The 25693-nt window shown below is 67.8% G+C and carries 24 protein-coding genes and 1 pseudogene; 13 read left to right on the top strand and 12 right to left on the bottom strand.

The window, feature by feature from the left end; all coding sequences use genetic code 11:
• Positions 1–161 precede the first annotated feature (161 nt).
• Positions 162–2996: a vitamin B12-dependent ribonucleotide reductase gene (locus VFB33_07370; protein HZO81501.1), complete on the top strand. Its 2835-nt coding sequence runs from the start codon at positions 162–164 to the stop codon at positions 2994–2996.
• A gap of 538 nt (positions 2997–3534) precedes the next feature.
• Here the strand turns inward: VFB33_07370 and VFB33_07365 are convergent.
• Both VFB33_07365 and VFB33_07360 read right to left on the bottom strand, forming a co-directional pair.
• Positions 3535–4293: an SDR family oxidoreductase gene (locus VFB33_07365; protein HZO81500.1), complete on the bottom strand. Its 759-nt coding sequence runs from the start codon at positions 4291–4293 to the stop codon at positions 3535–3537.
• A 121-nt stretch (positions 4294–4414) separates the two neighbouring features.
• Positions 4415–5446 carry an LLM class flavin-dependent oxidoreductase gene (locus tag VFB33_07360; GenBank protein ID HZO81499.1) on the bottom strand — a complete coding sequence of 344 codons (1032 nt, stop codon included), beginning with the start codon at positions 5444–5446 and terminating at the stop codon, positions 4415–4417.
• A gap of 131 nt (positions 5447–5577) precedes the next feature.
• Between VFB33_07360 and VFB33_07355 the strand changes: the two genes are divergently transcribed.
• Positions 5578–6648, top strand: a complete 1071-nt coding sequence (locus VFB33_07355) for an LLM class flavin-dependent oxidoreductase (protein HZO81498.1) — start codon at positions 5578–5580, stop codon at positions 6646–6648.
• 28 nt (positions 6649–6676) lie between these two features.
• On the opposite strand, the gene VFB33_07350 is transcribed toward VFB33_07355, so the two are convergent.
• The 3 genes from VFB33_07350 to VFB33_07340 form a co-directional block, all read right to left on the bottom strand.
• Entirely contained in the window at positions 6677–7321 is a 645-nt protein-coding gene (locus VFB33_07350; GenBank protein ID HZO81497.1) for a glutathione S-transferase family protein, read from the bottom strand.
• Between the two features lie 63 nt (positions 7322–7384).
• On the bottom strand, positions 7385–7690 hold the full coding sequence (locus VFB33_07345) for a hypothetical protein (GenBank protein ID HZO81496.1): 306 nt from the start codon (positions 7688–7690) through the stop codon (positions 7385–7387).
• 6 nt (positions 7691–7696) lie between these two features.
• Complete coding sequence (locus VFB33_07340; protein ID HZO81495.1) at positions 7697–8572, bottom strand: TIGR03620 family F420-dependent LLM class oxidoreductase; 876 nt, start codon at positions 8570–8572, stop codon at positions 7697–7699.
• Between the two features lie 171 nt (positions 8573–8743).
• Here VFB33_07340 and VFB33_07335 point away from each other — a divergent pair, with 171 nt between their 5' ends.
• From VFB33_07335 to VFB33_07320, 4 genes are all read left to right on the top strand, one after another.
• A complete protein-coding gene (locus VFB33_07335; GenBank protein ID HZO81494.1) occupies positions 8744–9607 on the top strand; it encodes an LLM class F420-dependent oxidoreductase in 864 nt (287 codons plus the stop codon).
• 38 nt (positions 9608–9645) lie between these two features.
• Complete coding sequence (locus VFB33_07330) at positions 9646–10464, top strand: enoyl-CoA hydratase (GenBank protein HZO81493.1); 819 nt, start codon at positions 9646–9648, stop codon at positions 10462–10464.
• Between the two features lie 123 nt (positions 10465–10587).
• Positions 10588–11793, top strand: a complete 1206-nt coding sequence (locus tag VFB33_07325) for a cytochrome P450 (protein HZO81492.1) — start codon at positions 10588–10590, stop codon at positions 11791–11793.
• A gap of 13 nt (positions 11794–11806) precedes the next feature.
• Entirely contained in the window at positions 11807–12295 is a 489-nt protein-coding gene (locus VFB33_07320; GenBank protein ID HZO81491.1) for a DUF192 domain-containing protein, read from the top strand.
• Between the two features lie 9 nt (positions 12296–12304).
• Here the strand turns inward: VFB33_07320 and VFB33_07315 are convergent, their stop codons facing one another.
• Positions 12305–12658, bottom strand: coding sequence for a hypothetical protein (locus tag VFB33_07315; GenBank protein HZO81490.1), 354 nt, complete (start codon positions 12656–12658; stop codon positions 12305–12307).
• A 200-nt stretch (positions 12659–12858) separates the two neighbouring features.
• Here VFB33_07315 and VFB33_07310 point away from each other — a divergent pair, with 200 nt between their 5' ends.
• From VFB33_07310 to VFB33_07285, 6 genes and pseudogenes are all read left to right on the top strand, one after another.
• Positions 12859–14409, top strand: a complete 1551-nt coding sequence (locus VFB33_07310; GenBank protein ID HZO81489.1) for an acyl-CoA carboxylase subunit beta — start codon at positions 12859–12861, stop codon at positions 14407–14409.
• Positions 14410–14543: 134 nt separating this feature from the next.
• Positions 14544–16070 carry an acetyl-CoA carboxylase biotin carboxylase subunit gene (accC, locus tag VFB33_07305; protein HZO81488.1) on the top strand — a complete coding sequence of 509 codons (1527 nt, stop codon included), beginning with the start codon at positions 14544–14546 and terminating at the stop codon, positions 16068–16070.
• Positions 16071–16090: 20 nt separating this feature from the next.
• Entirely contained in the window at positions 16091–16600 is a 510-nt protein-coding gene (locus VFB33_07300) for a biotin/lipoyl-containing protein (protein HZO81487.1), read from the top strand.
• Between the two features lie 25 nt (positions 16601–16625).
• On the top strand, positions 16626–18293 hold the full coding sequence (locus VFB33_07295) for a methylmalonyl-CoA mutase family protein (protein HZO81486.1): 1668 nt from the start codon (positions 16626–16628) through the stop codon (positions 18291–18293).
• A gap of 184 nt (positions 18294–18477) precedes the next feature.
• The gene (locus VFB33_07290) at positions 18478–19041 is read left to right on the top strand and encodes an arginine decarboxylase, pyruvoyl-dependent (protein HZO81485.1); all 564 of its coding nucleotides are present in this window, start codon (positions 18478–18480) and stop codon (positions 19039–19041) included.
• 57 nt (positions 19042–19098) lie between these two features.
• A pseudogene (locus tag VFB33_07285) lies at positions 19099–19302 on the top strand (Rdx family protein).
• A gap of 24 nt (positions 19303–19326) precedes the next feature.
• Here VFB33_07285 and hemQ read toward each other — a convergent pair.
• The 4 genes from hemQ to VFB33_07265 form a co-directional block, all read right to left on the bottom strand.
• A complete protein-coding gene (gene hemQ, locus VFB33_07280; GenBank protein HZO81484.1) occupies positions 19327–20169 on the bottom strand; it encodes a hydrogen peroxide-dependent heme synthase in 843 nt (280 codons plus the stop codon).
• A gap of 61 nt (positions 20170–20230) precedes the next feature.
• A complete protein-coding gene (locus tag VFB33_07275) occupies positions 20231–21652 on the bottom strand; it encodes a cobyrinate a,c-diamide synthase (protein ID HZO81483.1) in 1422 nt (473 codons plus the stop codon).
• Positions 21653–21666: 14 nt separating this feature from the next.
• Entirely contained in the window at positions 21667–22437 is a 771-nt protein-coding gene (locus tag VFB33_07270) for a VOC family protein (protein ID HZO81482.1), read from the bottom strand.
• A 75-nt stretch (positions 22438–22512) separates the two neighbouring features.
• Complete coding sequence (locus VFB33_07265) at positions 22513–23169, bottom strand: anti-sigma factor (GenBank protein HZO81481.1); 657 nt, start codon at positions 23167–23169, stop codon at positions 22513–22515.
• 18 nt (positions 23170–23187) lie between these two features.
• On the opposite strand from VFB33_07265, the gene VFB33_07260 reads away from it, so the two are divergent.
• A complete protein-coding gene (locus VFB33_07260; GenBank protein HZO81480.1) occupies positions 23188–23940 on the top strand; it encodes a methyltransferase domain-containing protein in 753 nt (250 codons plus the stop codon).
• A 9-nt stretch (positions 23941–23949) separates the two neighbouring features.
• Here VFB33_07260 and VFB33_07255 read toward each other — a convergent pair whose 3' ends face one another.
• A complete protein-coding gene (locus VFB33_07255; GenBank protein HZO81479.1) occupies positions 23950–25104 on the bottom strand; it encodes an acyl-CoA dehydrogenase family protein in 1155 nt (384 codons plus the stop codon).
• Positions 25105–25238: 134 nt separating this feature from the next.
• Positions 25239–25676: a hypothetical protein gene (locus VFB33_07250; GenBank protein ID HZO81478.1), complete on the bottom strand. Its 438-nt coding sequence runs from the start codon at positions 25674–25676 to the stop codon at positions 25239–25241.
• Positions 25677–25693 lie beyond the last annotated feature (17 nt).

Raw genomic sequence — 25693 nt, 5'->3', positions numbered from 1 at the left:
TATAGAGGCGAAATTAGTACGAAGACTTACTAACAGCCCTTTCTATAGGTTGTCCACAAGTTATCCTATACAATATCTTGGGGTGTGGTCCTTGACACAACCACGAACCGGAGTAATTTGCGTTCCAGCCGAGGCGCAGGGCAGCCGGGGAGGTGGAGGAGATGGCGGCGGGTGAAATTGCGATGCCAGGACTAGACAAGAAACCAGCAAAAGCGGCTGAACACGCTTCGACGGGAGCCCGGCAGGGCCTCGCGCTGGAGCGCTTTTTCAGCCGGCCCGGCGTTGATCCGATGTCCGAAGTCGAGTGGGAGCTGCGCTCGGCCGTGATCGCCGGCGAGGACGGGCGCGTCGTCTTTGAACAGCGTGATGTCGAGGTTCCGCGCGCCTGGTCGCAGACCGCGACCAACGTGGTGGTCTCCAAGTACTTCCGCGGGCCGCTCGGCAGCCCCAAGCGCGAGTCCTCGGTCCGCCAGCTCATCGCGCGCGTGGTCGATACGATCACCGGATGGGGCGAGGCTCAGCACTACTTCGCCTCGGCCGAGGAGCGCGACACCTTCCACGCCGAACTGACCGCGCTGCTGGTGACCCAGCGCGCGGCGTTCAACAGCCCGGTCTACTTCAACGTCGGGATTGAGCCGCGCCCGCAGTGCTCGGCCTGCTTCATCCTCAAGGTCGAGGACAACATGGACTCGATCCTGAACTGGTACCGCAACGAGGGAATCATCTTCAAAGGCGGCTCCGGTTCGGGGGTCAATCTGTCGGCTGTACGCTCGTGCCGCGAGAAGCTCTCCGCCGGCGGCACCGCCTCGGGGCCGCTGAGCTTCATGAAGGCGGCCGACGCCTCGGCGGGCGTGATCAAGTCGGGCGGCAAGACGCGGCGGGCGGCCAAGATGGTGGTGCTCAACGTTGACCATCCCGACGTCGTCGATTTCATCAAGTGCAAACAGGAGGAGGAGCGCAAGGCGTGGGCGCTGATTGACGCCGGCTATGACGCCTCGCTCGACGGCCCGGCCTACGGTTCGGTCTTCTTCCAGAACGCCAACAACTCGGTGCGGGTGAGTGACGACTTCATGCGCGCGGTCGAGCGCGACGGCGAGTGGCGCACCCATTTCGTCACCACCGGACAGGTCGCCGACACCTACCGCGCGCGCGAGCTGATGAAGCTTATCGCCGAGGCGGCGCACGCCTGCGGCGACCCCGGGATGCAGTTCGACACCACGATCAACGCATGGCACACCTGCCCGAATTCGGGGCGGATCAACGCCTCCAATCCGTGCAGCGAGTACATGCACCTGGACAACTCGGCCTGCAACCTCGCTTCGCTCAACCTGCTCAAGTTCCTCGACGAACGCGGCGAGTTCGACGTGCGCGCGCTGCGCCACGCGGTGGACGTGATGATCACCGCGCAGGACATCGTGGTGGACAACTCCTCGTATCCGACCGAAGAGATCACGCGCAACGCGCGCGACTTTCGCGAGCTCGGCCTGGGCTATGCCAATCTGGGCGCGCTGCTGATGGCGCTCGGGCTGCCCTACGACTCGGACCAGGGGCGCAGCTACGCCGGCGCGATAACCGCGCTGATGACGGGCGAGGCCTACCTGCAATCGGCGCGGGTAGCGCAGGTGATGGGGCCGTTTGCGGGCTACCCGCCTAACCGCGAGCCGATGCTCAAGGTCATCGAGCACCATCGCGACAAGGCGCGCGAGCTCGATCCCGCCCACGTGCCGCTGCCGCTTCTGAGCGCGGCGCGCGAGGCGTGGGAGGAGGCGCTCAAGCTCGGCGCGGCGGCGGGCTTTCGCAACTCGCAGGCGACCGTGATCGCGCCCACCGGCACCATCGCCTTTATGATGGACTGCGACACCACCGGCATCGAGCCCGACATCGCGCTGGTCAAGTACAAGAAGCTGGTCGGCGGCGGGATGCTGAAGATCGTCAACGGCACCGTGCCGCGCGCGCTCAAGCGTCTGGGCTACGACTCGCGCGAGGTCCAGGAGATCGTCGAGTACCTCGACGAGCACGAAACGATCGAGGGCGCGCCGCATCTGGCCGACGCGCATCTGGCGGTCTTCGACTGCGCGTTCAAGCCGCGCGCCGGCTCGCGCACCATCCACTACCTCGGGCATCTGCGGATGATGGGCGCGGTGCAGCCGTTCATCTCGGGCGCGATCTCCAAGACCATCAACATGCCCGCCGAGGCCACCGTCGACGACGTCGCCGAGGCCTACATGACCGCGTGGAAGCTGGGGCTCAAGGCGGTCGCGATCTACCGCGACGGCTCCAAGCGCACCCAGCCGCTCAACACCGGCAAGAGCAGGACCGAGGCGACGGCGCCGACGCAGGCCGCGGCGGTGCGCGCGGCGGCGGGCGAGGATCGCGCGCTCAACCGGCGCAAGCTGCCCGACGAGCGCAAGTCAATCACGCATAAGTTCGATATCGCCGGCCACGAGGGCTATATCACGGTCGGCATGTACGAGGACGGCAAGCCCGGCGAGATCTTCGTGATGATGTCCAAGCAGGGCTCGACGATCTCGGGCCTGATGGACTCGTTCGCAACCGCGATCAGCTACGCGCTGCAATACGGGGTGCCGCTCCAGTTCCTGGTCGACAAGTTCTCGCACATGCGCTTCGAGCCCTCGGGCTTCACCAAGAATCCCGAGATCCCGTACGCGAAGTCGATCGTCGATTACCTCTTCCGCTGGCTCGCCTCGAAGTTCCTCGACGAGGAAGCCAAGCGCGAGGTCGGGGTGGTCGCGGCGGAACGTTCAGCGGCGGCAGCCGAACAGAGCGCGACGCCGGCGGCGGGTCGGGCGTACATCGAGGAGGCGGCGGCGACGATCAGCGCGGCGATCGGTGACGTGGCCGCGCATGCGCGCTCGCGCCAGGCCTTCATCAACCAGGCCGACGCGCCGCCGTGTCCGGATTGCGGATGCCTGATGGTGCGTAACGGTACCTGTTACAAATGCCTCAATTGCGGGGCGACGAGCGGATGCTCGTGAACCGAGCAGGTCGGAAGACCCCGGGGGAGTGAAGGGCGCGGGGGCTGGCGGCGGAAAAGCTTGGCAGGAGGGGGAACGGCAGGACAGGCGATTGGGCGCGCTTAGCGGAGCGGCGCGATCGGCGGGCGCGTCCGGGAGAGGCGCTTGGCGGCGGCGAGAGAGGCGGTGGACTCCTCCGGGGTCTGGTTTAGCGGGCGAGCGTGACGAGGTGCGGATGGCGATGAGGTGAGCGGCCCCGCTCAGGCGTGGTGTGGGGTTGCGGATGTGGAGGCGGTAGGGGGGTCGGGCAAACGCCCGGCCCCCCGAATTATTGAGGAGTGTTGCCTCCGCTCTGACCCCTTGCCCGCGTCACGAGCGGAGGAGGGTGCAAGTGCGGCGACTGCCCAGCGCACCTCGCGCATTGGGCCGCGCACAAGCGCTGTGATCTCTGCGTAGGGACCGTTCGCGAACCGCCCCTACGCGGAAGACGCCTTGACCCCTCGCGCGGCACCCTCCTTCAGGGAAGGGGACGGAAGTCAGGCGGTCGTCGACGCAAACCTCAGCCGCGGCCGATGAAGGGCATCGCGGTCGCCATCACAGTGATGAACTGCACGTTGGCCTCCAGCGGCAGGCTCGCCATATAGACCACCGCGCGCGCGACGTGCTCGACGGCGAAGGTCGGCTCGGCCGCGATCGCGCCGTTGGCCTGCGGCACGCCGCGCGCCATCCGCGCCGTCATCTCGGTCGCTGCGTTGCCGATATCGATCTGGCCGCAGGCGATGTTGTACTTGCGCCCATCGAGCGAGGTCGATTTGGTCAGCCCCGTCATCGCATGCTTGGTCGCGGTGTAGGGGGCGGAGTTCGGACGCGGCGCGTGAGCGGAGATCGAGCCGTTGTTGATGATCCGTCCGCCACGCGGATTCTGGCCTTTCATCACGCGGAACGCCTCCTGCGTGCACAGGAACGCGCCGGTCAGGTTTATATCGACGACCTTTTTCCATTGCTCCACGGTCAGATCTTCGAGCGGAATCGCGGGCGCGCCGATGCCGGCGTTGTTGAACAACAGGTCAACGCGCCCAAAAGCCTCGACCGTGCCCGCGAAGAGCGCCTTGACCGAGGCGGCATCGCTTACGTCGGCGGGAACGACCAGCGCGGAGGCCCCGATCGCCTTCGCCTGCTCGGCGGTCGCCTCGAGCGGCTCCTTGCGGCGCCCGGCCAGCGCGACCGCGTATCCTTCGCGCATCAGGGCGAGCGCGCTGGCCTTACCGATCCCGGTGCCGGCGCCGGTTACGATCGCGACTTTGGCGGACGTGCTCATGGGGTGGCCTCCTGCGCTGGGAGTTTCAGAGACGTGCCTGGTGGTGGCGGCGAAAGCCGCACCGCGGCCTGACGCCTTCCCCGGGGGAAAAGAGGAACGGGAATTTTAATTTGCGCAGCAGTCATCGTTGGACGCGCGGCGGACGCGGCGGGAGGCTGAAGGCCTCAGCGAGCAGCTCATAGGAGCGCATGCGGGCACGATGGTCGTGCACGACCGTCACCACCATCAGCTCCTCCACGCGCAGCACGCTCGCCATGTCTATCAACTGGTCGCGCACCGCCTCGGGCGCGCCGACTACGTAACGCGGCCATTCGCCGGACTCGCTCGCCGCCGGCCGCGGCTCCGCGCCCAACTCCGCGATTGCCTCCTCCGGGGTCGGAATCGGACGGACATCGCCCTGGCGGATACGGCGGCGGAACAGGCGCGCGCTCATCAGCAGCCGCTCGGCCTCGGCCCGCGTCTCGGCGCAGACCACGCCCAGCGCAAGGATCGCGCGCGGCACCGGCAGATACTTTGACGGCGTGAAGCGGGCGAAGTAATGCTCGAGCGCGGTGCGTGTCGGATGGGGATCGATGAAGTGCGCGAAGGCGTACGGCAATCCGAGCTGCGCCGCCGCCGAGGCGCTCCACGGGCTCGAGCCGAGCAGCCAGACCTCGGGCGCGCCGGGCATGTCGGGCGAGACGTGGATGCGGCTGAACGGATGGCGCGGCGGGAAATCGCGGCCCAGGAAGGCCAGCAGCTCGACGAGCTGCTGGGGAAAGTCGTCCACCGTGCGCTGCTGGCTGCGGTCGCGCTGGAGCGCGTAGGAATCGAGCGCTGTGCCGCCCGGGGCGCGCCCCAGCCCGAGATCGATCCGCCCCGGATACATCGCATGCAGCATCCGGAAGACCTCGGCCACCTTCAGCGGGCTGTAATGGGGCAGCATCACGCCACCCGAGCCGACCCGGATGCCCGAGGTTTCGGCGGCAACGCGCGTGATGAGGATTTCCGGCGCCGGGCTCGCGAGCGCCTCGATCGCGTGATGCTCGGCGATCCAGTAGCGCTCGTAGCCGAGGCGGTCGGCCAGACGGGCGAGTTCGATCGAGTTGCGCAGCGCGGCGGCCGGAGTGAATCCGGCGGAGACCGGCGACTGATCGATTACCGAGAGCTTCACGGCGGCTGTTTATTTATCGCGCGGATGGCGGCGACTCCGCAATGCGCAAGCTGTTGACGCATAGTTGCGCCTTCGCGGTATTGTGCCGATGAAATCGGCGCGCCCCGGCCGCATCGCCAAGGAGGAGCGAGATGAACTTCGGGCTGCTCGAATCCTTCCGCAATTCCGACCGCAATGAACTCTCCTACTCGGAGCTTTATCGCCGCCACGTGGACCTCGCGGTCGAGGCCGAGGAGATGGGCTACGACACCATCTGGCTGACCGAGCATCACTTCGTCGAGGACGGTTACTCGCCGGCGATGCTTCCACTGGCGGCGGCGATCGCCACACGCACGAGGAAAATCCGCATCGGGACCTTCGTCTTGCTGATGCCGCTGCACCACCCGCTGCACGTGGCCGAATCGGCGGCGACCGTCGATGTGCTGTCGGGCGGGCGCTTGGACCTCGGGCTGGGCCAAGGTTACCGGCCGCAGGAATTCGACGGCTTCAACGTCCCGCGCAACGAGCGCGCCGCGCGCCTGCGCGAGGGGGTCGCGATAATCCGGCGCCTGTTCACCGAGGACAACGTGACGTTCGAGGGCAAACACTACACCGTGCGCAACGCGACGCTGTATCCCAAAGCCGCGCAACAGCCGCATATTCCGATCTGGATCGGCGCGCGCAGCCGCAGCGCGACCGAGCGCGCCGCGCGCAACGGCTACCATCTGGCGGGCACCGGTCCGCGCCAGGCCGAGATTTACAAGGAGGCGCTGCGCGCCGCCGGCCGCGACCCCGACCATTTCAACATCGCCCAGCTGCGCTTCGGCTATATCGCGCCGCGCCGTGACCGCGCGTGGGACGACGCCGAGTACGCGATCCATCACCTGATGGCAAAGTACGGGCAGTGGATCGCGGAGGCGGCCGACGTCCCGGGCGACGAGCGGTTCGCGCAGGTCCCGCCGGTGGGCGAGTTGCGCAAGCTCAACGACACGCGTTTTCTGGGCGAGCCGCTGATCATCGGGAGCCCCGACGACGCGATCGAGATGCTCGAGCGCTACACCGGGCATACCCATCTTGCGCTCGGGATGTCGCTGCCGGGGCTGGATCCGAAAAAGGTGCGCGCGAGCATGCGCCTGTTCGCCAGGGAAGTGATCCCACACTTTCGGCGCAAGGCACGCGCGGCGGAGCAGCCCAAGGCGCGCGCCGCCGCGCCGGCGCGCTAGGTGTTTCGACCCCGCTTGCGCGCCTCGCCTAGCGCTTCATCATCGCGGCGAGCGCCTCGGCCATCTCGTCCAGCGCCTTCTTGACCGACGGGCGCGTCTGCACGTGCGCCCACCAGGCGGCGAGCCTGGGCCGCCCTTCCAGCGGCGGTTTGGCGCCGAAGCCGGGCAGCATGTTGGTCGCGAAGAACATCGTCGGCGCCAGCGCGCAGTCGGCCAGCGTGAAGTCGGGGCCGCTGGCGAAGCCGCTCGGCGCAAGCATCGCTTCGAGCTGGTCGAGGCGCTGGTTGAACTCGGTCAGCCGCTCGTTGACCACCTTCTCGTCGCGACTTTTGGGATTGAGCTGGCCGAACAGCGCGCGCAGCGGCGGCTCGAGGTAAAGGTCATGGAAGCGGGTGAACTCGCGCACCCGTGCACGTCCTTCGGGCGACTTGGGCAGCAGCGGAGGGCTGGGAAATTTGTCTTCGAGGTACTCGTTGATGACCTCGGACTCGGCGATGATCATGCCGTCGGCGTCGAGCGCGGGGATTTTGCCGAGCGGATTGATCTTGAGGTACTCGGGCGATTTCAGATTGCCGCCGGGGACCGGCGCGATCTCGATGTTGAGCCCCTTGTCGTAGATCGCGATGCGCGACTTGGTGGCAAAGTTGGAGAGGTTCATGTTGTAGAGCTTCATCGCTACGCCCGTCCTTTCCCGGTTGGCCAAATGTCGGCGCCGCGCGCCGCGGGGTTCTGCTCGTTACTTTTGCTCGTCGTTCTGCTGCAACTCGCGCTGGTGCTGGGCGAGTTTTCGCGCCGCGTCGTCGAACTCGGCCGCCGCGGCCCTGAACAATTCCGCCGCATGGTCGGCGCGCCGCTGGGCGTCAAGCGCCTGCGCTCGCGCCTTGAGCGCGGCGGCCTGCGCATTGGCCGCCGCGGCCCGGGCCTGGGCGGCCGCCGCCTCGGCCTGGACCGCGCTGTCCTCGGCCGACGGCCCGCATCCGAGCACCAGCGGCGCGCCCAGCGCCAGCGCGGCGAAGGCCACGGCGGCCCAGCCCGGCCGCATCGCGCACTACCGCGGCGCCAGCGCCTGCATCGCACGCTCGTCGGGCATCGTGGCGCTCTCGGTGCTCAGCGGCTGGATACAGACGTGAGTTGCGCCGGCCTTGAGATGGGCCTCGACGCGGTCGCGGATCTGAGTCTCGGTGCCCCAGGCGACGATCGCATCGACCAGCCGGTCGCTGCATCCGTTCTCGAATTCCTTGTCAGCGAAGCCCAGGTTCTTGAGGTTCTTGGTGTAGTTGGGCAGCCGCGGCACGTAGGTCTTCATGTACTCGCGGGCGGTGGCGCGCGCCTTGGCCGCGTCGGTGGAAAGGACCACTGCCTGCTCGACGCAAATCATCGGCTTGGGCCCAATCGCGGCGCGCGCCTTCTGGGTATGCTCGGGCGGCACAAAGTAGGTATGGGTGCCGTCGGCCTCGGCGGCGCATAGCGCGAGCATCTTGGGATGCAGCGCGGCGAGCACGACCGGCACGCGCTCCTTGGGTTCGGGCGCGCGGTATAGCGCACTCTTCATCCGCGGCAGGTACTCGCGCATGTAGCTGTATGGCTTGTCGTAGCTGTGGCCGCGCAAATTGCTCACCAGCGGCTTGTGGCTGACACCGATGCCGAGCAGGAAACGGCCGCCCGAAAGTTCAGCCACGGTCTTGGACGCCGCCGCCATCGTCACCGCGTCGCGCGCGTAGATGTTGGCGATCCCGGTGGCGAAGACCAGCCGCTCGGTGTGCGCGGCAAGATAGGCCGCGTGCGCGAAGGGCTCGCGCCCGACCGCCTCAGGGATCCAGAGCGCGCCGTAGCCAGCCTTTTCGACCTTCTGGGCGAACGCCACGCTCTGCTCCGCGCTCATCCCGTCGTAAAAGAACCACACTCCGTATTTGCCGATATCCATGACTCCTCTACTTAACCTTGTCGCGCGCTGCGGACAAGCTCGCAACCCGACCGTCCGCACCTCCGGCGCCTCGCACCGACGCCGCGCGCGGTTTACCTCGGCGCGCGAGCTGGGCTACAAGTCTTCAAGCCCGCGGATTCAGTAAACCAACGCGAGGCGTGGAGCTAGCCGATGATGAAGCTGGGGCTGATGTTCGCCAATGCGGGGCCGTTCGCCAATCCCGAGCTGCTGGCCCATTTGGCCACAAGCGCTGAGGAGCGTGGCTTCGAGTCGCTGTGGACGGTCGAGCACGTCGTCATCCCGCACAACTACCAAACCCCCTATCCGTACTCGCGCGACGGCAAGATTCCCGGCGGCGAGGACGTTGCGATCCCCGACCCGCTGCTTCCGCTCGCCTACGCCGCCGCGGTCACCAGCCGCATCCGCCTCGCCACCGGCATCCTGATCCTGCCCCAGCGCCATCCGCTCTACACCGCCAAGGAGGTCGCCACGCTCGACGTGCTCTCGCGCGGGCGCGTGATCCTGGGCATCGGCAGCGGCTGGCTCAAGGAGGAGTTCGACGCGCTGGGCCTGGATTTCCGTCAGCGCGGCAGGCGCACCGACGAGGCGATCGCGGCGCTGCGCACGTTGTGGCGCGACGCCACTTCGACCTTCCACGGCAAACACTTCGCTTTCCGCGAAGTGAAGAGCTTTCCGAAGCCGGCGCAATCGGGCGGCGTACCGATCCATATCGGCGGCCACTCGCCGGCCGCCGCGCGCCGCGCCGGCCGCCTCGGCGACGGTTTCTTCCCCGCGATCGGCGACATCGAAAAGCTCAAGGAGCTATTCGCGATCATGCGCGTGGAGGCGCAGCAGGCTGGCCGCGACCCCGCGACGATCGAGCTTTCCAGCGGCGGCCGCGCCAACCTCGATACGGTCAGGCAGCTCCAGGATATCGGCGTGTCGCGCCTCGTAATCGCGCCGCCGGCCTTCGATGCCGAGGGCCTGACGCGCGGGCTCGACAAGCTCGCCAACGAAGTGCTCGCCAGGTTGTGAACGCGAGGCGCAAACCGAAAGCCAGGAGCGTCGAAGCGATGGCCACACAGGATGTGAACGTCAACGCACAGGAGGCCGAGCCGCTGCTGGTGCGTCGCGAGGCGCCGCTCGGCTGGCTCATCATCAACCGCCCGCAGGTGCGCAACGCGCTCAACCTGCGCACCTGGCAGCTCATCGTCAAGGGCGTGGCGGAGCTCCGGGACGATCCTGACGTGCGCGTGATCGTGATGCGCGGGGCGACCCCCGAGGCCTTCATCTCCGGCGCCGACATCTCGGAGTTTCCGAGCCTGCGCGCCAACGCCGAGCAGGCGCGCATCTATCGCGACGCTCCAGGTAATGCCACCAACGCGCTGCTCAACTGCCCCAAGCCGGTAATCGCGATGATCGCCGGCATCTGCATCGGCGGCGGCGTCCAGGTTGCACTCTCGTGCGACATCCGGATCGCCGCGCGCGGCACGAAGATGGGAATCCCGGCCGCGCGGCTCGGTCTTGCCTATCCGCTGGACGGCGTGATGGCGCTCGCGCAGGTCTGTGGGCCAGCCAACGCGCGCGACATCCTGATGTCGGCGCGGATTTTCGACGCCGACGAGGCGTACGCGATGGGCTTGGTCAACAAGGTTGTCGGGCCGGAAGAGCTGGAGCCCTACGTGCGCGAGTACGCGACCCGGATGGCGTCCAATGCGCCGCTCACGATGGCGGCGGCGAAGGCCGCTGTCCGCGAGGGACTCAAGGACGCCGCCGAGCGCGACCTCGGGCTTGTCGCCGAGCTGGTCTCGCGCTGCTACGATAGCGAGGACTACCGCGAGGGCGTGCGCGCGTTCCTCGAAAAGCGCCGACCCCGTTTCATGGGCCGCTGACGGCGGATCGTCCGCGACATGGAGCGGGTCCGGCTCGCCGCGCTCCCCGCTGTATTTGCCGCCGCCGGGCGGGCTAACATACGGGCACGTCCCTTCTGGACACGCGGAGGCGGTGGCCCTGCGATGAGCGAAGCCGGCGAAATCTACTTCAACCCGTGGGACGAAGCGTTCCGCGCCAATCCATACCCGTACTACCGACCGCTGTTTCAGGGGCCGCCGCGGCTGCTTAACGTGTTCGTGCCGATGGCGTTGGTCGCGCGCTACGCCGATTGCAGCGCGATCCTGCGCGACCATGAGCATTTCTCCAGCGTGCCGCCGCGCAGTCCGCTGATCGAAGAGCGGATCAGCGTCTTCGGCAACGCGCCGCGCGTGGTCTTTTCCGACCCCCCGATCCACACCCGCCTGCGCCGCCTGGTGAGCCGCGCCTTCACCCCGCGGCGCATCCGCGAGCTGGAACCGAAAATCCGCGAATTCACCAACTCGCTGCTCAACCGCGCCGCCGCGCGCGGCGGACTCGACGTGATGGCCGACCTCGCCAATCCGCTGCCGGTGATGGTGATCGCACACATGCTGGGGGTGCCGCCCGAGCATTACCCGATGTTCAAGCGATGGTCGGACACGGTCATCGAGTCCGACAACACGCCACCCGGGATGCCGCTGCCGCAGGAGGTGCGCGAGGCCTTCGCCGCACTGCGCGCCTACTTCGTCGCCGAGATCGAAAAGCGCAGGCGCAGCCCGGGCGACGACCTCGTCAGCGTGCTGGTCGCCGCGCACGAGGACTCCGAGGAAACCCTGAGCGAAGAGGAACTGATCGCCTTCGTGGTCATCCTGCTGCTCGCCGGCAATGAAACCACGACCAATCTGATCGGCAACGGGATGCTCGCCCTGACGCGCCATCCGGGCGAGCTCGAACGCCTGCGCCGCGAACCCGGGCTGGCGGCGTCGGCGGTCGAGGAGATGCTGCGCTACGACGGCCCGGTCCAATCGACCGTGCGGCACATCCGCCAGGACACCGAGTTCGCGGGCATGACGATTCCAGCGGGAACGATGATTTTCGTGCTGGTGGCGGCGGCCAACCGCGACCCCGCGCAGTTCCCCGAGCCTGAACGTTTTGACATCGCACGCTCGCCCAACGACCATCTCGCCTTCGGCGAAGGCATCCATTTCTGCCTCGGCGCGCCGCTGGCGCGGATGGAAGGCGCGATCGCGATCAGCTCGCTGCTCGAGCGCTTCAAGCGCATCCGGCCCGCGACGCCGGAGGCGCCGCTTCGATACAAGGGATCGTTCTTCCTGCGCGGCTTGACCTCGCTGCCGCTCGAAGTTGGCTGACGCCGCCCCGCCGATGGCCGAAGACGCGCGCACTGCCCTTCCGCGCGCGCCGGTCGTGCGCGCGCTCGCTGCGCTCGTGATGGCCGCCGTGATAGCCGGATGCGCACGCGATCCCCAAACGGTGATCGACGCTCCCGACGGCGCCCGGCGCGCGGCGTTGCGGGTCGAGCTGGCGCTGACTCCTGCCAAACGCGAGCTGGGACTGATGTACCGCAATCACATGGACGAGGATGCCGGGATGCTGTTCGTCTTTCCCACCGCCGGCCGCTTGCGCTTTTGGATGAAGAACACCGAGATTCCGCTCGACATGATCTTCGCCGACCCTGCGGGGAAGATCGTCGGGATCGTCGCCAACGCCGAACCCTACTCCAAGCAATCGGTCGGCCCCGACGCCGACGCGCAGTACGTGCTGGAGGTTAACGGCGGCTTCTGCGCGCGCCACCGCGTACAGGTGGGCGACCGGATGCGCTTCGTCGGCTTCGAGCCGCGCGCCGCCGACTGAGCCGCGCCGCTACGCTGGTTGCTCGCGCCGGCGCGCGTGATGGGCAAACGTGCCGACGATGCCGAGCACGTAGAGCACGCCGAGGACAAGCGCGACGGCGATCTCGCCTTGCGGGACAGACCGGCCTTGCCGCATCAGTCCCGTGAAGCCCGAGACGTGATTGATTAAAACCAGCAGTGCACAGATGCGGCTGCGGCGGTACATCCCCCAAGCCAGCGCCAGCAGGATCGCGCCCGCAATTACCCCCGTCCAGATGAATGGGCCGCGTTGGAAAAAGCTCCACCCGAACATGAAGAGCCCCGCAGCCGCCGCCGCGGCCCATCCGCAAGCCACCATCCGCTCAGCCATCCTGTTGTCGATCACGTCAGGGCACTCCTTAACCGGCAGCCCTCAGGGCGGGTTATTATCGTACGCCGCAGCCTCGGGCGGAAAGATTTCAAGGCGCCGCGGCGCACTTCTGCCGCCTGGCAAGCGGCGCAAACCGAACGCCCACAGCCGGCGGGCGGCGCTTGCACGGCGCGGGCGGCAACCCGTATCATGCTCGCTTGCGCGGAATTCTGACGATGGGACTTAAGGAAAATATCCAACGGATGCGCGAACTTTCGCGCCAAGCCGAGCTCGGCGGCGGCGAGGAACGCCTGCGCCGCCAGCGCGAGTCGGGCCGCATGACGGCGCGCGAGCGCATCGAATTCCTGCTCGATCCCGGCTCTTTCGTCGAGCTCGACAAATTCAAGACCCATCGTTGCAACGACTTCGGGATGGAGCAGCGGCGGATTCCGGGCGATGGCGTGGTCACCGGCTACGGCACCATCGACGGCCGCCAGGTGTGCGTATTCTCGCAGGACTTCACGGTCTTCGGTGGCAGCCTCTCGGGCGCGTTTGCCGAGAAGGTGTGCAAGGTGATGGACCTGGCGATGAAGACCGGATGCCCGGTGATCGGGCTGAACGACTCCGGCGGGGCGCGCATCCAGGAGGGCGTTGTCTCGCTCGCCGGCTACGCCGACATCTTCCTGCGCAACGTGATGAGCTCCGGGGTGGTGCCGCAGATCTCGTGCATCATGGGCCCCTGCGCCGGCGGCGCCGTGTACTCGCCCGCGATGACCGACTTCATCGTGATGGTGCGCGACACCTCGTACATGTTCATCACCGGCCCCGACGTCATCAAGGCGACCACGCACGAGGAAGTCTCGATGCAGGACCTTGGCGGCGCCGACACGCACGCGACGCGTTCGGGAGTCTGCCACCTCGAGGCCCCCGACGATCATGGCGCGCTGCTCGCCGTGCGCGATCTGCTCTCGTACCTGCCCTCGAACAACGTTGACGATCCGCCCTTTGTCGAAAGCGACGACCCCGCCGAGCGCATCGACGAGACGCTCGACTCGATCGTGCCCGAGAACCCCAACAAACCCTACGACATCCGCGACATCCTCAACCGCGTCGTCGATAGCGGCCATCTGCTGGAAATCCAGAAGGACTATGCTCAGAACATCGTGATCGGTTTCGCCCGGTTGGGCGGTTACCCGGTCGGCGTGGTCGCCAACCAGCCCGCCTATCTCGCCGGATGCCTTGATATCGACGCCTCGGTCAAGGCGGCGCGCTTCGTGCGCTTCTGCGACGCGTTCAACCTCCCACTGGTGACCTTCGTTGACGTTCCGGGCTTTCTGCCCGGCACCGCGCAGGAGTTCGGCGGGATCATCCGCCACGGCGCCAAGCTGCTGTACGCCTACTGCGAAGCGACAGTGCCCAAGGTAACCGTCATCACGCGCAAGGCGTACGGCGGGGCGTACGACGTGATGTCGTCCAAGCACATTCGCGGCGACTTCAACTTCGCCTATCCAAGCGCCGAGATCGCCGTGATGGGTCCCGAGGGCGCGGTCAACATTGTTTTTCGCAACCAGATCGAAAAAGCCAAAGACCCGGCGTCCGAGAAGAACCGTCTGGTCGAGGAGTACCGCAGGACCTTCGCCAATCCGTTCAAGGCCGCCGAGCTGGGCTATATCGACGAAGTAATGATGCCGCGGGAGACGCGCCCGCGAATTATCGGCGCGCTGAGGGCGCTGGAAAACAAGCGCGAGCGCAATCCGCCGCGCAAGCACGGCAATATCCCGCTGTGAGCGGCGGCGCGACCTCGAGCCGCGGCGGCATGCGTGCGGCGCCGCACCGCCTCGCCCGCACCGGCGCGAACGCGATAGACTGGAGCACGAGCGGCCCCTCCGCCTCGGAGCGGCGCGCCTCGTTTCTATAGACGATGTTCAAACGCATCCTGATAGCCAACCGCGGTGAGATCGCGGTTCGCGTGATCCGCGCCTGCCGCGAACTGGGAATCGAATCGGTTGCGATCTACTCCGACGTCGACCGCGCCGCCCTCCACGTGCGCGAAGCTGACTACGCGGTCGGGGTCGGCCCCGCGCCCGCGGCCGAGAGTTACCTCAACACCCCGCGCATCATCGAGGCGGCAAAGAAGGCCGGAGCCGACGCGGTCCATCCGGGTTACGGCTTCTTTTCCGAGAACGCCGGCTTCGCGCGCGCGGTCGCCGATGCCGGGCTGGTCTTCATCGGACCCTCGCCCGAGGCGATCCAGGCAATGGGCGACAAGGTCGAGTCGCGCAAGCTGATGTCGGCGGCGGGCGTGCCGGTGGTGCCCGGCTCGCCCGACACGCTCAGCGGCGAGGACGAAGTGCGCTCCTATGCCAAGAAGATCGGCTATCCAGTAATGGTCAAAGCGGCCGCAGGCGGCGGCGGCAAGGGCCTGCGCCTGGTCGAAAACGACGCCGACCTGGCCTCGGCGATGCGCAGCGTCGGCGGCGAGGCCAAGTCATCCTTCGGCGACGCCCGGCTGTACGTCGAAAAAGCGCTCAGCCGTCCGCGGCACATCGAGTTCCAGGTTTTCGGCGACCATGCCGGCAATACCGTGCACGTTTTCGATCGCGAGTGCTCGATCCAGCGCCGCCATCAGAAGGTCGTCGAGGAGTCGCCCTCGCCCTTCCTGACGCCTGAGATGCGTCGTGCGATGGGGGAGGTCGCGATCCGCGCTGCGCGGGCGGTGGGCTATTTCAGCGCAGGCACGATCGAGTTCCTCGTCGATGCCGATCGCAACTTCTACTTCCTCGAGATGAACACGCGCATCCAGGTCGAGCATCCGATCACCGAGCTCGTCACCGGCGTCGACCTGGTCAAGGCGCAGATCGAGGTAGCCGCTGGCGGCCGCCTGCCGTTTCGGCAGGAGGAGCTTGCCCAGCGCGGATGGGCGGTCGAGTGCCGCATCTACGCCGAAGATCCCGCGGCCGGCTTCGTGCCCGCGCCCGGCCGGATCGACGCGCTGCGCCTGCCAACGGGCCCCGGCGTGCGCAACGACATCGGTGTGTACGCGGGCGCCGAGGTGCCGGTCTATTACGACCCGATCATCTCGAAGCTGGCGGTATGGGGCCGCGACCGCACCGAGGCGATCGATCGGATGCGCCGCGCGCTGAGCGAGTTCGTGATAGCCGGCGATCTGACGACCAATCTCGACTTCCATCGCTGGCTCATGAACCATCCGAGGTTCCTCGGCGGCGATTACGACACCAACTTCGTCGCCCAGGAGTACCGTCCGGTGGCCAACGGCGCGGCGCCCGACGGCGAGTGGACGGCGGCGTTGCTGGCCGCCGCGGCCGCCGCCGCGCAACATCTCAACAACCATCGTGCTGCCCGGGCGGGCGTCCCGCGCGTGAGCGCGGCGCGCAGCAGCGGCTCGGCGTGGAAGACGCTGGGCCGGCTCGACGTGCTCAGGCGCTAGTGAAAGGGACGACGGCAGCCATGCGATACCTGGCGACGATGCAGGGTGCGGAGCACGATTTCGAGTTCGAAGAGCTCGGCGCCCATTCCTATGCGGTCCGGATGGGCGAGCGGCGCTTCGAGGTCGATCTGCGCCGCGTCGGCGCAAGTTCGTTTTCAGTCCTCATTGGCCACCGCTCCTTCGATTTCGACGTCACGCCTGACGGCGAGGAGCTCATCGTCGCCTCGCGCGCCGGCGCATGGCGCGTCGCCCTGGTTGACGAGCGCCAGCGCGCGATACGCCAGGTGGAGGCGCGTCTCGGCCGCCAGGTCAGCGGCCGTGTCGAACTCAAGGCGATGATGCCCGGGCGGGTGGTCAACGTGCTGGTCAAACCCGACCAGCAGGTCGAAGTCGGTGAGGGCGTCTTGACCGTTGAAGCGATGAAGATGGAGAACGAGATCAAGACGCCCAAGGCCGGACGGGTGGTAGAGGTGCGGGTGACCGCGGGCCAGACGGTCGAGAAGGGCGAGATCCTGGCGATTATCGAGTAGCGCCGGATCGGAGGCCAAGGCGCTTATGTCGAACGGCGGAATCGAGGACGCACGCAAAGCCTGGGAGCAGCGCAAGGTCGCGCCCGCGCTCAAGCGCGGCGGCGAGCGGCGCGCGAAGTTCGCCACCACCTCGGGCATCGAGATCAAGCGCCAGTACGACCCCACCGATCTTGACGATTTTGACTACCTGCGCGACCTCGGCTTCGCCGGCGAGTATCCGTTCACCCGCGGCGTGCAGCCGACGATGTACCGCGGGCGGCTGTGGACGATGCGCCAGTACGCGGGCTTCGGCACCGCGGAGGAGTCCAACCGCCGCTATCGCTATCTCTTCGAACATGGGCAGACCGGGCTGTCGGTCGCCTTCGACCTGCCGACCCAAATGGGCCGCGACCCGGATCATCCGCTGGCCCGCGGCGAGGTCGGGCGGGTGGGCGTGTCGATCTGCTCGATCGACGACATGGAGACCCTGCTCGAGGCCTTACCGCTGGAAAAGATCTCGACCTCGATGACGATCAACGCCACCGCCGCGATCCTGCTTGCGCTCTACCTGGCGGTGGCCGAGCGGCGCGGGGTGGGATGGGACAAGCTCAACGGCACGATCCAGAACGACGTGCTCAAGGAGTACGTCGCGCGCGGGACCTACATCTATCCGCCGCGCGACTCGATGCGGATTATCACCGACATCTTCGAGTTCGCGACCAGCGAAGTCCCCAACTGGAACACGATCTCGATCTCCGGCTACCACATCCGCGAGGCCGGCTCGACCGCCGCCCAGGAGCTCGCCTTCACCCTCGCCGACGGCATCGCCTACGTCGAAGCGGCGATCAAGGCGGGGCTCAAGGTGGACGCCTTCGCCAGCCGGCTGTCGTTCTTCTTCAACGTCCACAACGGCTTCTTCGAGGAGATCGCCAAGTTCCGCGCAGCGCGCCGGCTGTGGGCGCGGATCATGAAAGAGCGCTTCGGCGCCACCGACGAGCGCTCGATGATGATGCGCTTCCATGCGCAGACCGCGGGCTCGACGCTGACGGCGCAGCAGGTGGACAACAACGTGGTGCGGGTTACGCTCCAGGCGCTGGCCGCGGTCCTCGGCGGCGCGCAGTCGCTCCACACCAACTCGCGCGACGAGGCGCTGGCATTGCCGACTGAGAACTCGGCCCTGCTCGCGCTGCGCACCCAGCAGATCATCGCGCACGAGTCCGACGTCGCCGATACGGTCGATCCGCTGGGCGGCTCCTACTTCCTCGAGACCCTCACGCGCGAGCTCGAGACCAAGGCTACGGAATACCTGGGCCGTATCGACGACCTCGGCGGCGCGGTGGCTGCGATCGAGCGCGGCTACATGCAGCGCGAGATCCAGTCGGCGGCCTACGCCTACCAGCGCGAAATCGAAACCAAACAGCGCATCATCGTCGGCGTCAACCAATTCACCGCCGAGGAAGAACCTCCGACCGATATTCTCCGCCTCAACCCGCAGCTCGAGGAGCGTCAGCGCGAACGCCTGGCTCGCCTGCGTGCCGAGCGCGACGCGGAAGCCGCACGCGCGGCGCTCGGGAAGGTCGAGAGGGCGGCGCGCGACGGCAGCAACCTGATGCCGCCGATTATCGACGCGGTGCGCAAGCGGGCGACCCTGGGCGAGATCTCGGACGCGATGCGGCGGGTGTTCGGCGAATACCGGCCAGTCAACGTGCTGTAGGGCTGTTCGAGAACGGCCCCGCTGCTTTGGCACCCCCACCGCCCGCTAGGCGATCGTTAACTGTCGTCGTCAAAATCTTGCGGCGAGCCGCCGCCCCCCATGTAACACGCGGGCGGCTCCTGCTAAGGTTGACGGTTGATCCCCGACCCGACACGCCGGGAGGAGTCCAAGCGGGAGAGATGCGATGGGGCCTTTTCCGAAAGGTGTGTTTCTGACCAAGGGCGTAGGCAAGCACCGCGAGAAGTTGAACTCGTTCGAGCTCGCCCTGCGCTCGGCCGGCATCGCGGAGTTCAACCTCGTTCGCGTCAAGTCGATCTTTCCGCCCTATTGCAAGCTCATCACGCCGCAGGAGGGTCTCAAGCGGCTGACGCCGGGGCAGATCGTATTCGCCGTGATGAGCGATAACGCGACCGACGAGCCGCATCGCCTCATCGCCGCCTCGGTCGGCGTCGCAATCCCGGCCAACCCCAGCCACTACGGCTACCTCTCCGAGCATCATAGTTTTGGCGAAACCGACCAGAAGGCGGGCGACTACGCCGAGGATCTCGCCGCGATGATGCTGGCGACGATTCTCGGGGTGGACTTCGACCCCAACGCCAGCTACGACGAGCGCAAGGACGTCTGGCGGGTGTCGGACAAGATCGTCACCACCCGCAACGTGACCCAGTCGGCGATCGGCGACCGCGACGGGCTGTGGACCTCGGTGGTGGCGGCGGCAGTCTTCGTCGATCTGCCGGAGAGCAAGTGATAGCCTGAGCTTATGGCTATCGAGATCTTCTACTGCTCCGCCTGAGGCTACAAGTCGCGCGCGGCCAGTCTGGCCGCCTCGCTCAGCAAACGCTTCGGCGAAAAGGCCGAAATCAAGGTCGGCAAGACCGGCCAGTTCGACGTCGTGGTTGACGGCAAACTCATCTTCTCCAAAGCCAGGAGCGGGCGCTTCCCGGTCGAGGGCGAGGTGGAAGGCCTGTTCGCCGCGCTCAAGCCGGGCGCGCCCTCCTCCAAATCGTAGCCGGCAACCGCAACTTTCAGCGGCTCAGGAACGGTCGAGAATGAACTTCGGCAGTTCGTCGGGGCCCAGGCGGATCGCGACGACGAAGGGGCCGAACTCGGCGTAGCGCGCGCTCGATTCGTCGAAGCGCATCTCGTACACCAGCTTCTTGAATACCAGCGGGTCGTCGGCAAACAGGTCGACGCCCCATTCCCAGTCGTCAAAGCCGATCGAGCCCGAGATGATCTGCGTTACCTGACCGGCGTAGCGCCGGCCGATCATCCCGTGCTCGTGCATCAGGCGGCGGCGCTCGTCGATCGGCAGCATGTACCAGTTGTCGGGGTCGCTGCGCCGCTTGTTCATCGGGTAGAAGCATAGAAAGCGGCGCGCGGGAATCTTCGGCCACAGGCGCTCGCTGAGCTTGTGGCGCTGGGCGGCGAGCTCCTCTTCGACCGCCATTTTCCACTCGGGCGAATGCGGCCGCAGGCCCTGCTGCGCAAGCCGCGTGTTGAGCGCCACGGTCGCCTCGTACAGTCCGATTTCGACCATCGAGACGTACGACCACGTCTGCTCGAGCATCGCGCTCAGACCGAGCGCCGCGACCTCCCCCTGCGCGCGGCCGAGATCGTCAAAGGAGCGGCGGAAATGGAGCGCCAGCAGGTCTCCCTTGTGGCCGAGGATCGAAAACAGCGCGCTCTCGCCATCCTCGCGCCGCGCCATCGCAGCGAACGCGTCCGCCGCTTCGCGCGCAGCTCGCGCGCGCCACGCCGCGTCGAGCGCGTCGCGCCGCACGCGGAACATCTGATGGAGCACGCCCCATCCTTCGAGCGTATTGGGCACTGCGTGCGCCAACTGACGTGCGAGGTCATCCGAACGAGAGTCGCTCATACCGTCAATTGTATGTTTTCGCTCCGCCGATGTCTCGCTGGCGGTGACGCGTCTCACCGCCTCAGCGGGGCAGGCCTCCGTGCTCGCCCATCCGATTCGCACGCCAGCGCGCGCAGGAATCGACGAAATGCCCGGCCGCCTGCGGATTCGACGCCCAATGCACATGCACGTAAGAGGCGAGCACGCCGCCCGTGCGGTAGCCTTCGTCGAACGTCGCGCCGCCCCATCGCGGGCTCACCGAGTACACGCGCGCGAACCTCGCCGGCGGGGCTGGCTTAAGTGTGGAGTAACGGAACTGATGGCCCCGCAGGCGCATCCCGGCCGGTCCGACGATCGAATCCGCGCGCGTTTCGACCTCGACATAGCCCAGCGCCTGGAGTCTATCCGCCATCACGGCCTCGCCGCCGACGATTCCCGCCATCGGCCAGCGTCGGCCGTCGAGCGTGCGGATCGCGTCGGCCAGGTACATCAGGCCGCCGCACTCGGCGTAGATTGGCCCGCCGCGCCGCACAAAGCCGCGCACCGCGTCGAGCATCGCCTGATTGCCGGAAAGCTCGCGCGCACAGGCTTCCGGATAGCCGCCGCCGAAGTAAAGTCCGTCGACTTGCGGCAGCTCGCGATCGCGCGTGGGCGCAAAGCGCACCAGCTCCGCGCCCGCAAGCTCGAGCCGTCGCAGATTGTCCTCATAGTAGAAATGGAACGCGGCATCGTGGGCCACGCCGATCCGGCATCGCGGGGCGTCGGCGCCGCGCCGGGGCCATAACTCCTCCGCGCCGGCCGCAAGCGGCGGCGCGGCGCGCGCGAGCTCGACGATCGCGTCGAGATCGAGCCACTCGGCGGCAAGCACCGTCCACGCCGCGAACAGCGCCGGCGCAACCGACTTGTCGTCGGCGCTGAGCAGTCCGAGATGGCGCTCGGGAAACGCCGCGCGGGGCTCGGCCGGAAAGCCGCCCAACACCGGCAGCTCGGCTGACGCCGTGCGCAGGAGATCCAGATGGCCGCGACCGCCGACGCGGTTGCAGAGCAGGCCCGCCAGGTTGAGCCGCGGATCGAAGCGTTTGAAGCCGGCGGCGAGCGCCGCCACCGTGCGCGCCATCCCCGACGCGTCCACGACCAGCAGCACCGGCGCGTCGAGCCATTTGGCGATTTCCGCCGTCGAGCCTTCGTCGCGCTCGGGCGCGACGCCGTCGAACAGCCCCATCATGCCCTCGATCACGGCGATGTCGGCGCCGTCGGCGGCACGCGCAAAGGTGCTGAGGACCGCCTCGCGCCCCATCATCCAACCGTCGAGGTTGTGCGAGGGCGCGCCGGCGGCGCGGCGATGGTAGGTCGGATCGAGATAATCGGGGCCGCACTTGAACGCCGCCACCCGCATCCCGCGCGCGCGCAGCGCCCCGATAAGCGCGATGACCGCCGTAGTCTTGCCCGCGCCGCTGCCGGTGGCGGCGAGGAGCACGCGCGGAATTGCAGGCGTTGAGGCCATCGCGGAGCGCCGCGCTAGAGCCGGATCCGGGCGCCCTGCGCCCGCGCCGGGTCAAGGAGGGTCGGGCGCGGCGAACGTCCGCGCAGCGTGACCTCGACAGGCGACGGCCCGCGGCCGCGAATCCATCGTGCGACGATCCCATGCCCGGTAGCCGGCTCGACCAACTGCAGCTCGTGTGGTCCGGCGGCGACGCTCACGCCGGCCGCGCCGAGGTCGTCGCGACGAATCGCTCTGTGCCGGGTACCGAGCACGCTCGCGTAGAAGGCGCCGGCGGCGCGCGCATCGCGGACGGCGACGGTAAGCGTGCGGATCGCGGCCGCACCGTTGAGATGACTGCGCGCGCGCGGCACGCGCTCGTCGCGCGGCGTGAGATCGCGGATCAGAAACGGGACGCTTCCGGCGCTCGGCGGCTGCGCGACGGCCAGTACCCACTTGAGCGTGTAGCCGTCGGGCCGCTCGCGCTCCATCGCCAACGGCTCGCCGATATGCGCCCCCGCGCGCCGCAACGCTGCGACATCCGCATCAAGGTCGTCGGTCTGCATACAGAAGTCGGTAAGCCCGCCGCCGCGGCGCACCGCGTTGAACCATGGATGGGGCGAGTATTCGGCCTGGAAGGCGATGAGTTCGAAGTAAGCGCCGTCGGCGAACGCGATCAGAGCGTTGTGGGTGGCGAGGGCCGGATGGCGCCCGCCGCGGACGACGGTGAAGCCGAGCTCGCTGAAACCTGCGACCGCACGCTCCAGGTCCGCAACTGCGATCACCACATGGTCGATTCCCTTGAGCATCGTGGCCGCTCCTGCGTCGCCTCACTCAATTAGTAGAAGGCGCTGTACAGCCCCGCAAGCGTTCGCAGCGCCGCGTTAGCGTCCGTTGGCGGCGCCCTTGAGATACGTCGCGCCGTTTGGGCGGTCGCCGCCCTTGAGCGCTTCGAGAGTGATCGCGCTGGCGGCGATGCGGGTGCCGGGGGGCGGCAGGGTCGCGGCGACGATCGCCGTGCCGTCGGAGGCGGTGCGGAACAGCGCGCCACGCGTCGGCGCGCCACCGGCCTCCGCAATCCACCACAGGGCATAAATCCTTCCCGGCGGCGGCGCGGGCAGCCCGCTGACACGCATCATCGCGTGATCCGCGCGGCTGCTGAGGACGATCACGGCGCTCGCCTGCGGCACCGGCGCGAGTCCGCTCATCCGGATTATCCGGCTGTCCGGTGCCAGCGCCGCGCCAAGAAGCTCGGCGCCGAGATTCACTTGCTCGCGCAGCTGCGCGACCTCGTCCTGCCGGTTCTCAACGTCGTGTTCAAGGCCGGTGATCCGGTCGCTCAGCGCGGCGATCTGTGCGGAATCGCGGACCCGGGCGTAGCGCAGGGCGGCGGCGAACCTGCCGGCGGCCACGGCACAGGCCAACGCGATCGCTGCCGCAAGGACGGCCAGCCCTCGCCATACGCGGGACACCCGGGTCTCTTTCGGGGCCCTGTTGCTGTCGGGTGTGGCCACTGCGCCCCGCTTCCCAGTATTGTTTATACGATGGCGGAATCACAAATGGCCCAAACCTGGACGGCGGAGCGCTACGCGCGCAACGCCCATTTCGTCCCCGCGCTCGGCCAGCCGGTACTCGAGCTGCTCAAGCCGCAGCCCGGAGAGCGAATTCTTGACCTCGGATGCGGTGATGGCGTGCTGACCGAGAAGATCACGGCCGCCGGCGCAGCGGTGGTGGCCGTCGACGCAGCCGGAGACATGGTCGCGGCGGCGCAACGGCGCGGACTCGACGCGCGCGTGATGGATGGCGCGCGCCTGACGTTCGACGCCGAGTTCGACGCCGTGTTTTCCAACGCCGCGCTGCACTGGATGAAAGACGATCCCGACGCGGTGATCGCTGGCGTGACGCGCGCGCTGAAGCCCGGCGGACGCTTCGTCGGCGAGATGGGGGGCCATGGATGCGTCGCGGCGATCACGGTGGCGCTGGTCGCAGTGCTCGGGCGCCACGGCGTGGACGGCCGCGCGGTGATCCCGTGGTATTTCCCAACCGTCGAGGACTATCGCGGGCGGCTCGAGCGCGGCGGGTTCGAAGTCGATTACATCGCGCTGATTCCGCGGCCCACGCCGCTGCCGACGGCGCTGGAGGGGTGGCTGGAAACGTTCGGCGAGCCGTTCTTCCGCCACCTGCCCGAGCAGAGCCGCGCCGGCGCGCGCGACGAGGTGGTGGAGTTGCTCAGGCCCGTGCTATGCGACGGCGCCGGGCGTTGGACCGCCGACTACATGCGTCTGCGGTTTAGCGCCCGTCTGGTACGCTGAGGCAACCGCTCAGTACGGGCGGGCACTCTTGCCGACAATCTCGCGCGCGACGAGCGTCTTCATGATCTGGGCGGTGCCGTCGCCGATCTCCAGCCCGATAACGTCGCGCAGGCGCTGCTGATGGGGCAGGTCGAGGCTGAAGCCCAAATGGCCGTGCAGGAGCAGGCACTGATGGATGACCTGCACGGCGAGCTCAGGCGCCCACCATTTGCATCCCGCCGCCAGCCATCCGTGCGGCAGATTGCGATCGCGCATCCACAGCGCCTCGTAGCAGAGCAGGCGCGCCGCGCGCAGCTTGACCGCCGCCTCGGCAAGCGGGAACGACACTCCCTCGAAGCGCGCGAGCGGCGCGCCGAAGGCCTGGCGCTCGGCGACGTACTTGACAGTCTCGTCCACGCTCTGCTCGGCCGCCCCGATACACATCAGGCCGATCAGCGAACGGCTGAAGTCGAAACCCTGCATCACTTGGACGAAACCCGCGCCCTCTGCGCCGACGCGGTTGGCGGCGGGCACGCGCACCGAATCGAAGAAGAGCTGGCCGCGGCCGATCGCGCGGGTACCGAGGTCGCGAAAGCGCGCGCGGCTGACGCCGGGTGAATGCAGATCGACGTAGAACGCGCTGACCCCGCGCGCGCCTTGCGCGAGCGTACCCGTGCGCGCCATCACCAGCGCCGTGTCGGCCCACGAAGCGAAAGAGATCGACGTCTTTTCGCCGTTGAGCACATAGCCGTCGCCGTCGCGGCGCGCCTGGAGGCGGACGTGCGCGGCGTCGGAGCCGCCTGCGGGTTCGGTCACCCCGAGCGCGACGACTGCGTCGCCACGACAGATCGGCGGCAGGAACTCGGCGCGCTGGCGCTCGTCGCCATGGGCGCTGACGATCGCGCCGACCAGCGCGGCGAGCAGCAGGATGTAAGCGGCGTTGAAGTCGGCGCGGCCGATCTCCTCGTGCGCGATGCCCAGCGAGACGTAGTCGAGCCCTTGGCCGCCATGGCGCGTCTCCGCCATCGGGGCGAGCAGCCCCAGCTCGCCGAGCTTGCGTACCAGCGAGCGCGGCAGGTCCTCGTCAACATCGCGTCCGGCGTACCCGGGGGCGAGTTCGCGCGCGGCGAACTCGGCCAGCGTGCGGCGCAGCATCTCCTGTTCGGGACTGAAGGCGAAATCCATCGTAGCTCCGCTTCCTCGGCGCGTCAGAGGTTGTTGACGCCAGCGCCGTGTCGATGATTCAGGTGCTTGGTGATTTTGGCGTGCCGAAGCGCCGTCCGCCAGCACCTTGGCCGTTAGCTGCGGCAGTGCGCCCGTCAGTGATTGGCGGGGGCAACGGGCGCAGACTGCGGCGCGCCGCCGGATGAGCCGCCGTATTGCTGAAGGTAGGCGGGCAGGTCTTGCAAGCCGCCGCCATGCGGCCCCAGCTCGATCTGCTTGGGCGCAGAGTCGCCTTCGTCGTCTTCCTGGTTGGCGTAGTGCTCCGCAATCGCGCGCTGTACTTGCTGGGGGGCGACGCTGGGTCGGATGTCCTGCCCGCGCTCGAACTTCAGCCGCTCCTCCGGCGTCATCCGAAGCCAGATCTGGCTCGCCTCCGCGGCGTTGCCGAGCTTCAGCGCGTCGAAGTATTGCTGCTGGGCGGGCGGTCCCAAAGCTTCCTGGTGGCTCTGCGACGAGCATCCGGCGAGCATGCCGGCCGCAAGGCCCGTCGCGACGGCGGCGGCAATCCACGACCGCACACGCGCCGCCAGCATTCCTGATCGCCGCCGCC

This window comes from Candidatus Binataceae bacterium (assembly GCA_035650475.1).
GTDB lineage: Bacteria > Desulfobacterota > Binatia > Binatales > Binataceae > JAKAVN01.
Note: the sequence above shows the minus strand (reverse complement) of the source record. Positions and strands in the feature narration are given on the sequence as shown.

What these genes read in the sequence shown, in the direction of transcription:
- VFB33_07370 (HZO81501.1), top strand. Translation starts at nt 162, where the DNA reads ATGGCGGCGGGTGAAATTGCGATGCCAGGACTAGACAAGAAACCAGCA.
- VFB33_07365 (HZO81500.1), bottom strand. Translation starts at nt 4,293, where the DNA reads ATGAGCACGTCCGCCAAAGTCGCGATCGTAACCGGCGCCGGCACCGGG.
- VFB33_07355 (HZO81498.1), top strand. Translation starts at nt 5,578, where the DNA reads ATGAACTTCGGGCTGCTCGAATCCTTCCGCAATTCCGACCGCAATGAA.
- VFB33_07350 (HZO81497.1), bottom strand. Translation starts at nt 7,321, where the DNA reads ATGAAGCTCTACAACATGAACCTCTCCAACTTTGCCACCAAGTCGCGC.
- VFB33_07345 (HZO81496.1), bottom strand. Translation starts at nt 7,690, where the DNA reads ATGCGGCCGGGCTGGGCCGCCGTGGCCTTCGCCGCGCTGGCGCTGGGC.
- VFB33_07340 (HZO81495.1), bottom strand. Translation starts at nt 8,572, where the DNA reads ATGGATATCGGCAAATACGGAGTGTGGTTCTTTTACGACGGGATGAGC.
- VFB33_07335 (HZO81494.1), top strand. Translation starts at nt 8,744, where the DNA reads ATGATGAAGCTGGGGCTGATGTTCGCCAATGCGGGGCCGTTCGCCAAT.
- VFB33_07330 (HZO81493.1), top strand. Translation starts at nt 9,646, where the DNA reads ATGGCCACACAGGATGTGAACGTCAACGCACAGGAGGCCGAGCCGCTG.
- VFB33_07325 (HZO81492.1), top strand. Translation starts at nt 10,588, where the DNA reads ATGAGCGAAGCCGGCGAAATCTACTTCAACCCGTGGGACGAAGCGTTC.
- VFB33_07320 (HZO81491.1), top strand. Translation starts at nt 11,807, where the DNA reads ATGGCCGAAGACGCGCGCACTGCCCTTCCGCGCGCGCCGGTCGTGCGC.
- VFB33_07310 (HZO81489.1), top strand. Translation starts at nt 12,859, where the DNA reads ATGGGACTTAAGGAAAATATCCAACGGATGCGCGAACTTTCGCGCCAA.
- accC (HZO81488.1), top strand. Translation starts at nt 14,544, where the DNA reads ATGTTCAAACGCATCCTGATAGCCAACCGCGGTGAGATCGCGGTTCGC.
- VFB33_07300 (HZO81487.1), top strand. Translation starts at nt 16,091, where the DNA reads ATGCGATACCTGGCGACGATGCAGGGTGCGGAGCACGATTTCGAGTTC.
- VFB33_07295 (HZO81486.1), top strand. Translation starts at nt 16,626, where the DNA reads ATGTCGAACGGCGGAATCGAGGACGCACGCAAAGCCTGGGAGCAGCGC.
- VFB33_07290 (HZO81485.1), top strand. Translation starts at nt 18,478, where the DNA reads ATGGGGCCTTTTCCGAAAGGTGTGTTTCTGACCAAGGGCGTAGGCAAG.
- hemQ (HZO81484.1), bottom strand. Translation starts at nt 20,169, where the DNA reads ATGAGCGACTCTCGTTCGGATGACCTCGCACGTCAGTTGGCGCACGCA.
- VFB33_07275 (HZO81483.1), bottom strand. Translation starts at nt 21,652, where the DNA reads ATGGCCTCAACGCCTGCAATTCCGCGCGTGCTCCTCGCCGCCACCGGC.
- VFB33_07270 (HZO81482.1), bottom strand. Translation starts at nt 22,437, where the DNA reads ATGCTCAAGGGAATCGACCATGTGGTGATCGCAGTTGCGGACCTGGAG.
- VFB33_07260 (HZO81480.1), top strand. Translation starts at nt 23,188, where the DNA reads ATGGCCCAAACCTGGACGGCGGAGCGCTACGCGCGCAACGCCCATTTC.
- VFB33_07255 (HZO81479.1), bottom strand. Translation starts at nt 25,104, where the DNA reads ATGGATTTCGCCTTCAGTCCCGAACAGGAGATGCTGCGCCGCACGCTG.
- VFB33_07250 (HZO81478.1), bottom strand. Translation starts at nt 25,676, where the DNA reads ATGCTGGCGGCGCGTGTGCGGTCGTGGATTGCCGCCGCCGTCGCGACG.